The organism is Novosphingobium sp. 17-62-19, assembly GCF_002256775.1.
Classification (GTDB): domain Bacteria; phylum Pseudomonadota; class Alphaproteobacteria; order Sphingomonadales; family Sphingomonadaceae; genus Novosphingobium.
In genome coordinates, this window is the sequence record NZ_NCII01000063.1 from 20,645 (window position 1) to 29,595 (window position 8,951).

6 protein-coding genes are annotated in these 8,951 nt (G+C 61.8%); 1 reads left to right on the forward strand and 5 read right to left on the reverse strand.

The annotated features are described in order from the left end of the window. Positions 1 to 52 precede the first annotated feature (52 nt). Positions 53 to 961 (forward strand): helix-turn-helix domain-containing protein, encoded by a 909-nt coding sequence (locus B7X90_RS12230; RefSeq protein ID WP_292624824.1) that lies wholly within the window; start codon positions 53 to 55, stop codon positions 959 to 961. Here B7X90_RS12230 and glgX read toward each other — a convergent pair. The 5 genes from glgX to glgB form a co-directional block, all read right to left on the reverse strand. Further along, positions 873 to 2,708, reverse strand: a complete 1,836-nt coding sequence (gene glgX / locus B7X90_RS12235; protein ID WP_292624826.1) for a glycogen debranching protein GlgX — start codon at positions 2,706 to 2,708, stop codon at positions 873 to 875. The genes B7X90_RS12230 and glgX overlap by 89 nt on opposite strands. Beyond that, positions 2,705 to 4,333 (reverse strand): alpha-D-glucose phosphate-specific phosphoglucomutase, encoded by a 1,629-nt coding sequence (locus tag B7X90_RS12240; protein ID WP_292624828.1) that lies wholly within the window; start codon positions 4,331 to 4,333, stop codon positions 2,705 to 2,707. The genes glgX and B7X90_RS12240 overlap by 4 nt, the downstream gene beginning before the upstream one ends. Further along, positions 4,330 to 5,787: a glycogen synthase GlgA gene (glgA, locus tag B7X90_RS12245; RefSeq protein WP_292624830.1), complete on the reverse strand. Its 1,458-nt coding sequence runs from the start codon at positions 5,785 to 5,787 to the stop codon at positions 4,330 to 4,332. Before glgA ends, B7X90_RS12240 begins: the two co-directional genes overlap by 4 nt. After that, positions 5,784 to 7,043, reverse strand: coding sequence for a glucose-1-phosphate adenylyltransferase (gene glgC / locus B7X90_RS12250; protein WP_292624832.1), 1,260 nt, complete (start codon positions 7,041 to 7,043; stop codon positions 5,784 to 5,786). The genes glgA and glgC overlap by 4 nt, the downstream gene beginning before the upstream one ends. A gap of 19 nt (positions 7,044 to 7,062) precedes the next feature. Beyond that, positions 7,063 to 8,951: 1,4-alpha-glucan branching protein GlgB (glgB, locus tag B7X90_RS12255; protein WP_292624834.1), on the reverse strand; the 1,889-nt coding region annotated here is incomplete at its 5' end.

The window sequence follows — 8,951 nt, forward strand, 5'->3', positions numbered from 1 at the left end:
CAGCTTGCGTGCAAATGCTTGCACTTTTCGCGCAAGGCTGCACATTGGCCGAATGATCAAGTCCAGCATCGACCGCTTCGCCCTCTATGGGGAGAAGGGCGCTTCCTTGCCGCCCGAATTCATCCATTTGGAACGCATCTTCGATCGCTCCAGCCTGCACGATTGGACCATCTCGCCACATGCCCACCCGCACATGCTGCAAGTCCTGCTCATAGAATCAGGCACGGTCGCGGTGCATGGGGAGGGCGGACAAAGCCATATGACTGGCCCTGCGCTGATCCTCATTCCCCCGGCCTGCGTCCATGCCTTCCACTTCGATCCAGCGGTTGAAGGCTGGGTTCTTTCGCTCGCCGCCGATCTGGTCAACGATCCCTGCATTGCGGGTTTGCTCACCATCCTTGCAGATTTGCAGCAAACGCAAGCGGTGAAGCTGGAAGCGAGTACCGCCACCGCCACGCGGCTAAGTTGGCTTCTCACCGACTTGGCAGCGCGGCTTCATCAAGGGCAGGCGGCGGGGCCGGGCTTGCTGGCACAGGTTGCCCTCATCCTCGTCACAACGCTTGAGGCAGCAGCGCATAGGAAAAATTTGCCAATTTCCCAATCATATAGCGCACTTGTCGCTCGGTTTCGTTCGCTGGTTGAACGGCACTATCGGGAACACTGGTCGATCTCGGCCTATGCACAGGCGCTTGGCACCACCCCATCCACGCTGACCCGCGCCACGCGGGCACTGACGGGACAGGCACCAGCTGACCTGCTGCATGATCGTATAGTGCTGGAATCAAAAAGAAATCTGGCGTTTACCGGGGCGACGGTGGCCCAAATTGCCTATGCGCTGGGATTCGCAGACCCGGCCTACTTTGCGCGCTTCTTCAAGGCGCGGACGGGGCAGACGGCGAGCGATTTTCGGAAGACGAAATTGGGCTTGGACCAGCCAGCGGAGGATCGCGCTGAACGGTGAATCCGTAAGTCGAATTTTGCCAGCGGAATCCGGGGGTTAAGGGGTTTTCCCAGTCGCCAGCGTGCATCTTGGTGTCGTTTAGGTGCATTTTGGTGCACTTCAGGATTTGCCACATTCCGTCCTCGGGAAAGCTCTGAAAGTCAGAAATTATTGAGGCGCGCCAAGCGGATAGTTCGCAGGTATAGGCCTCAAGCGCCAGATCGCGGCGCTCCCAGTCGATCCAGGTGACGGCATTGTCCTGCGCATAGGCATTGTTGTTCCCACGCTGGCTCCGCCCGAATTCGTCGCCCGCCGTAAGCATGATCGTGCCGGTAGAGACGAACAGCGTGCCGAGCATCGCACGAGCATAGGCGGCGCGAGCAGCAAGCACATCTGGATTATCGGTTTCGCCCTCTATCCCATTGTTCCAGCTGAAGTTTTCGCCGTGGCCATCACGGTTCTGCTCGCCATTGGCCCAGTTATGCCGCTGTTCGAATGCAAGCGAATCCGCCAGAGTGAAGCCATCGTGCGCTGCGAGGAAGTTGACCGAACGGCAGGCCTTCCCGAAAATATCGGCAGATCCGGCAATCCGCGTCGCCAGAAGGCCCAGTCCCGCTTCACCCTTCCAGAAGCGGCGGACGTCATCGCGGAATCTGTCGTTCCATTCCAGCCAGTTAGCGGGGAAAGCTCCCAATTGGTATCCGCCGGGGCCGATATCCCACGGTTCGGCAATGAGAATGCGGTCTGCCAGCACAGGATCGACGGCAATCTCTGCAAAGATCGGCGCATCGGCGGCGAAACCAGGACTGCGCGCCATGATCGGGGCGAGGTCGAAGCGGAATCCGTCGACGCCGCAATGGCTTACGAAGTGTCGCAGAGTACTGAGCGCCAATTCGCGGACTGCAGGGTTGCCGAAATCCAGCGTATTGCCGCAGCCGGTATCGTTGATCAGGCTGCCATCGGGCGCATGGGCATAGGCGGCATCGTCGAGTCCGCGCAGTGAAATCACGGGGCCGAGAGCGTCGGATTCTCCGCTATGATTCAATACCATATCGAGAATAACGCCGATGCCTTCGGCGCGCAGTGCGGCCACCGTATCCCGCAATTCCGCCACACCGCCGGGGCACAGGCGCGGGTCGAGCGCCATCATGGCGACGGGATTATACCCCCATGCATTGGTCAGGCCGAGTGGGGGCAGGTGGCGCTCGTCTATCCATGCGACGATCGGCATGAGTTCCACCGCTGAGACGTGCAAGCGTTTGAGATGACTGATGATTGATGGGTGGGCCAATGCTGCCACGGTGCCCCGGATGGCTTCGGGCACATCGGGATGCAGTATGGTGAAGCCGCGCACGTTGAGTTCGTAGATCAGTCCGCCGTGGCGGAAAATCGGAGGAGCGGTTGGAACCCGCTCTGGCGCCGTAACAATTGCTTTCGGGACAATTGCTGCAGTTTCAACGCCATAGGCTGACAAGCTGGCGTCATAGGTGAAGGGTTTGTCGAGTTCGAGGGCGTGAGGATCGACAAGCAACTTGGTGGGATCGAACCACAGACCGGTGGGCGGGTCCCATTCGCCGGATGCGCGGTAGCCATAGCGGGTGCCGCGCAAATCTGCCGCAATTTCAACGGTCCAGTTGTCTCCCTCGCGCATCATCGGCACGCGCTGTTCCGCTGAGCCATCGAACAGGCAGAGCGTCAGCGCTTCTGCGCGGGGAGAGCGGACCGTAAAGCGGGTCCGCCCGTCTGTGATCGAGACTCCCGGCTTCACGTCACCACATCGGGCGCGGTGCGGCCGGTGTGACGGGCAATTCCGGCGATTTCGTCGGCTGCGCTGATAAGTTCTGCTAGCATATCAGGAGTTTCGCGGTCGAGATCGCCGCCGACTGGCTCATAGCGTTCGAGGTAGACCCGCAGCGTTGCGCCTTCGGTGCCGGTACCGGACAGGCGGAAAACGACGCGCGAGCCGCCAACGAACAGGACGCGGACGCCCTGGTTGCTGCTGGTGGAACCATCGACCGGGTCGAGGTAAGCAAAGTTGTCTGCTTCGGCAATTTCGAGTGATCCGAACGACTTGCCCGGTAAAGCTGCGAGCGAATCTTTGAGTTCGGCCATCAGCGCATCAGCGATGTCAGTCGGCAGCGCTTCGTAGTCGTGACGGGCATAGTAGTTGCGGCCAAACTTTGCCCAATGTTCACGCGCCAGCGCATCGACGCTGATCTTGCGCACGGCGAGGATGTTGAGCCAGAGCAGCACGGCCCAGAGGCCATCCTTTTCGCGCACATGGTCGCTGCCGGTGCCTGCGCTTTCCTCACCACAGATTGTGGCCATGCCGGCGTCAAGCAGATTTCCGAAGAATTTCCAGCCTGTAGGCGTTTCGAAGGCGGGAAGTCCCATGGCTTCGGCCACGCGGTCAGCGGCGGCACTTGTGGGCATCGAGCGGGCTATGCCTTTGAGGCCGCTCGCATATCCCGGCGCGAGGTGGGCATTGGCGGCGAGCATGGCGAGACTGTCTGACGGGGTGATGAAACGGTGCCGGCCTACGATCAGGTTGCGGTCGCCATCGCCATCTGAGGCTGCGCCGAAATCGGGAGCGTCGGCCGCCATCATCGTTTCGAACAGTTCGTGCGCGTGGACCATGTTGGGATCGGGGTGATGGCCGCCGAAGTCTTCCAGAGGGACGCCGTTGCGGACGGTCCCCTTGGCAAAGCCGAGGCGATTTTCGAGGATTTCGGTGGCGTATGGGCCGGTGACGGCGCTCATTGCGTCGAACGACATTGTGAAACCGGACTGAACGACGGCGCGGATCGCGTTGAAATCGAACAGTGCTTCCATGAGTGCAGCATAGTCCGCAACGGAATCGATGACTTCGACCGTCAGGCCGCCCACTTGCGTAGTGCCCAGCGTGTCGAGATCCACATCAGGCGCATCCACGGTCAGCCAGCGGTCGATGGTCTGGGTGCGGGCGTAGATCGCATCGGTCACGCCTTCGGGGGCGGGGCCGCCGTTGGCGATGTTGTATTTTATGCCGAAATCTTCGTCCGGGCCGCCGGGGTTGTGGCTGGCCGAGAGGATCAACCCGCCCGATGCGCCGTATTTGCGGATGACGTTTGAGGCGGCGGGGGTGGAGAGGATGCCGCCCTTGCCGACGAGAACCTTGCCATAGCCATTGGCGGCGGCGATGCGGATGGTTTGCTGGATGACGGTGCGGTTGTGATAACGGCCGTCTCCGCCGAGGACCAGAGTGCTGCCGGGGGTGCGTTCCACTACATCGAACACCGCCTGCACAAAGTTTTCGGCGTAGTTATCTTGCTGGAAAACCTTGACCTTCTTGCGCAGGCCGGAGGTGCCGGGCTTCTGGCCGGAATAGGGTGTCGACGGAACGGTACGGGTCATGGGGTCTCCGCAATGAGGGTGGCGTAGAGGTCCGCATAGGCTTTGCCCGAACGGCTCCACGAGAAGTCTGTTTTCATGCCGGCACGCTGGATGGCACGCCAAGTGTCGCGTTGCCAGTAGAGTGTTACGGTTCGGCTGATCGCATCGGCCAGCGCGGCATAGTGAACGCCGTTGAACTGCACGCCGGTAGCAACGCCGCCCATGACAGCGGCAAGGTTTGCGTCGATGACCGTATCGGCAAGCCCACCTGTGCGCGCGACGACAGGGACGCAGCCATAGGCGAGGCCATAGAGCTGGGTGAGGCCGCAGGGTTCGAAGCGGCTCGGCACGAGGATAGCATCGCCGCCTGCCTGCATCCGGTGGCTGAGCGCTTCGTCATAGCCGATGCGGACGGCAACTTTCCCGGGGTGGCGCAAGGCGGCGGCGTGGAAGGCGTTTTCCATTGCCTTGTCGCCCGAGCCGAGCAGGGCGAGGCGTCCGCCGATGCCGATGAGGTGGTCGATGCATTCCAGAAGGACATCGATGCCTTTTTGCCAGGTGAGGCGGGTGATGACCACGAAGAGCGGGCCATCGCCGGGTTCGAGGCCGAATTCGGCTTCCAATGCGTGCTTGTTGGCTTCGCGCTTTGGCAAGGATTTGACGCTGAATTTGGCCTTGAGCGCTGGGTCAGATTCGGGGTTCCATTGCGCGGTATCGATGCCGTTGACGATGCCGTGCACCCGGTCATGGCGGCTCTGGATCAGGCCTTCGAGGCCCATGCCGAATTCGGCGGTGCGGATTTCGCGCGCATAAGTGGGGCTGACGGTGGTGATGGCAGCGGCGGCTTCGAGGCCCGCTTTCAGAAAGCCGATGCCGCCGTGGTATTCAATGCCATCCATCGCGAAGGCTTGAGGCGGCAGGGCGAGGGCGGGGAACAGGTCTGCGCCGTAATGGCCCTGAAACGCCATGTTGTGGATGGTCATGACCGTGGGGATGCGCCGCCCAGCTTCGGGCGGGGCGAAGCGGAGGTAGGCCAGTGCCATCGCGGCTTGCCAATCATGGGCGTGGGCAAGATCGAACTTGCGGCCTTTGACCGCGCCGCCTGCGACATTGGCAGCGGCGCGGCTGAAGGCGGCGAAGCGACGCCAGTTGTCGGCCCAGTCCTTGCCTGCGTCATCGACATAAGGGCCGCCATCGCGCTGGAAGAATGCGGGGGCATCGACCACCAGCAGCGGGTGGCCATCGATCTTGCCGCCGACCAGACGCGCCTTTTCTCCCAGCAGGTTGTCCCATGTGTGGACCGCGCGGGGGCGGGAGAGGGCTTTCAGCACCGCCGGGTAGCCGGGCAGGATCGTGGTCATCTCCACGCCGTGGGGTGCGACGGCGGAGGGGAGGGCGCCTGCTACATCGGCGAGGCCGCCGGTTTTGATGAGGGGGACGGCCTCAGACGCGATGGAAAGAACTTTGATCGTCATACCAACTGGTCGATCATCCGTTTGGTGATGAGGCAGACGCCGCTTTCCGAGCGGCGGAAGCGGCGGGCGTCGAGTTCGGGGTCTTCTCCGACGACAAGGCCTTCGGGAATGCGGACGCCGGAATCGATTATGACACGGCTGAGGCGGGCGCTGCGGCCGATGTTGCAATAGGGCAGGATGACCGCCTCTTCACAACTTGAGAATGAGCCCATCTTCACGCCGGTGAACAGCAGGCTGCGTTTGGCGGTTGCGCCGGAAACGATGCAGTCCTGCGATATGAGCGAGGAGATTGCCATGCCGCGACGGCCATCTTCGTCATGCACGAATTTGGCGGGGGCAGCGATGATCTGGTCGGTCCAGATTGGCCAGTCCCGGTCATACATATCGAGCTTGGGCACAATGTCTGTAAGGTCGAGGTTGGCGTCGAAATAGGCATCAATGGTGCCCACATCGCGCCAATATTCCTCGATTTCTTCGGCCGCGCGGATGCATGAGGCGGTGAAGCGGTGGGCGACGGCCTTGCCGTTCTTGACGATCTTGGGGATGATATCGTTGCCGAAATCGCGACTGGAGTTTTGATCGTCAGCGTCTTCCTGCAACATCTGGAACAGGAATTTCGTGTCGAACACGTAGATGCCCATCGATGCCAGCGCCATCTCCTCGTTGCCGGGGATGCCGGGCGGGTTGGCGGGCTTTTCGATGAAATCGGTGATCGTGTCGGTGGTGTCCACCGCCATGACGCCAAAGCCGGTGGCTTCCATGCGGGGCACGACGAGGCAGCCGATGGTCACGTCTGCGCCGCTTTCCACATGCTGGCGCAGCATCAGCTCGTAGTCCATCTTGTAGATGTGATCGCCCGCCAGAATGACCATGTATTTAGGGGCGTATGACGCGATGATGTCGATGTTCTGGAACACGGCATCGGCGGTGCCTTCGTACCAGTGATCTTCGGACACGCGCTGCGAGGCGGGGAGGATGTCGAAGCTTTCGTTGCGTTCAGGGCGCATGAAATTCCACGCGCGCTGCATGTGGCGGATCAGTGAGTGCGCCTTGTACTGCGTGGCAACGCCGATGCGGCGGATGCCCGAATTGATTGCGTTGGACAGCGCGAAATCGATGATGCGCGATTTGCCGCCGAAATAGACGGCAGGCTTGGCGCGGTTGTCGGTCAGTTCCTTCAGGCGACTGCCGCGTCCGCCTGCAAGGACATAGGCCATTGCATCGCGCGCAAGTGGCTGAGAGTAAGTTTCACGCATCCCCGGTAGCCCTCCGTTCTTATCCTTCGAATTCCAGTATCAGCGTGGCGAGTGGTGGCAGCACCACCAGCGCTGCGCCGTGTTCGGCCTGCACCTGGCCCAGATTGCCGATGCCGCTGCCGCCATAGTCCTGTGCATCGCTGTTCAGCACTTCGCGCCATGCGCCATCGTGGGGCAGGGGCAGGCGATAGTGATCGTGCACGGCGGGCGTCATGTTGCAGATGACCGCCACGGGCTTTGCGCCGGGGGCCTTGCGCAGCCACGCGAAGACTGAGGCTTGGGCATCATCGACCACCAGCCATTCGAAGCCTTCACCCTCGCAATCGCGGGCGTGGAGGGCGGGGCGGGTGGTGTAGACGCGGTTGAGATCGCGGACCCAGCGGCGGACGCCTTCATGAGCAGGGGCATCGAGCAGATCCCAATCGAGGCTGCGCGCTTCGCTCCATTCGCGGCGCTGGGCGAATTCCTGGCCCATGAACAGCAGCTTCTTGCCGGGGTAGCCCCACATCATGCCGTAGTAGGCGCGCAAATTGGCGAACTTCTGCCAATCATCGCCGCTCATCTTGTTCAGCAGGCTGCCCTTGCCGTGGACGACCTCGTCATGGCTGAGTGGCAGGACGAAGTTTTCGCTGAAGGCGTAAGTCAGGCCGAAGGTGATCTCGTTGTGGTGATACTGGCGGTGGATGGGATCGCGCGCCATGTATTGCAGCGTATCGTGCATGAAGCCCATGTTCCACTTGAAGCCGAAGCCCAAGTGTTCGCGCGGGGCCTCATCAAAGGCGGGCTTGCTGACGCCGGGCCATGATGTGGATTCCTCGGCGATGGTCAGGAACCCGGCGTGGGTCTGGTAGACCGCGCGGTTCATGGCCTTGAGGAACTCGACGGCTTCCCAGTTTTCGCGGCCGCCTTCGTCGTTGGGAATCCATTCGCCCGCTTTGCGTGAGTAATCGCGGTAGAGCATCGAGGCGACGGCATCCACGCGCAAGCCATCGACATGGTAGCGCTCTGCCCAGAACAGCGCGTTGTTGACGAGGAAGCTGACGACTTCGCGGCGGCCGAAGTTGTAGATCAGCGTGTTCCAATCAGGGTGGAAGCCAAGGCGCGGATCGGCGTGTTCATAGAGCGCGGTGCCATCGAAATTGACGAGGCCGTGTTCGTCGGTGGGAAAGTGCGCGGGCACCCAGTCTATCAGCACCGAAACGCCTGCGCGGTGGGCACCATCGACGAAGCGGGCGAAGCCTTCGGGTGGGCCGAAGCGGGCGGAGGGAGCGTAGAGGCCGGTGGTCTGGTATCCCCATGATGGATCATAGGGGTGTTCGGAGACCGGCAGGAATTCTATGTGGGTGAAGCCCATTTCCGCGACATATGGGATCAGGCGGTCGGCCAGTTCGTCCCATGTGTAGAAGCCTTCGTCATGGGGCTTTTGCCATGAGCCGGGATGGACTTCGTAGATCGACATGGGCTGGCGGCGGGCATCGACACTGGCCCAGTGGGCGCGGTGATCGGCGTCGCCCCAGTCCATCTTCACCGGGTGCGCGGTTACAGAGGCGGTGCTGGGGCGGAACTCTGCGGCCTGCGCATAAGGGTCCGCCTTGAGCGGCAGGACTGTTCCATCAGCGGCGGTGATGCGGTATTTGTAGGCGCGGTGTTCGCCGATGTCGGGGATGAACACTTCCCACACGCCGATATCGGCGCGGCGGCGCATCGGGTGGCGGCGGTGGTCCCAATCGTTGAAATCGCCGACGACGCTGACGAGGCTGGCGTTGGGTGCCCAGACGGCGAAGTGGACGCCGGATGCGCCTTCATGCTCGATCAGGTGCGCGCCCATCTTGTCGAACAGGCGCTGGTGCGTGCCTTGCGCGATCAGGAAATCATCGAGCGGACCGAGAACCGGGCCGAACGAAAAGG

Bases quoted from the DNA above. Each gene is read 5' to 3' on its own strand.
- B7X90_RS12240 (WP_292624828.1), bottom strand. From the start codon at position 4,333: ATGACCCGTACCGTTCCGTCGACACCCTATTCCGGCCAGAAGCCCGGC.
- glgA (WP_292624830.1), bottom strand. From the start codon at position 5,787: ATGACGATCAAAGTTCTTTCCATCGCGTCTGAGGCCGTCCCCCTCATC.
- B7X90_RS12230 (WP_292624824.1), top strand. From the start codon at position 53: ATGATCAAGTCCAGCATCGACCGCTTCGCCCTCTATGGGGAGAAGGGC.
- glgC (WP_292624832.1), bottom strand. From the start codon at position 7,043: ATGCGTGAAACTTACTCTCAGCCACTTGCGCGCGATGCAATGGCCTAT.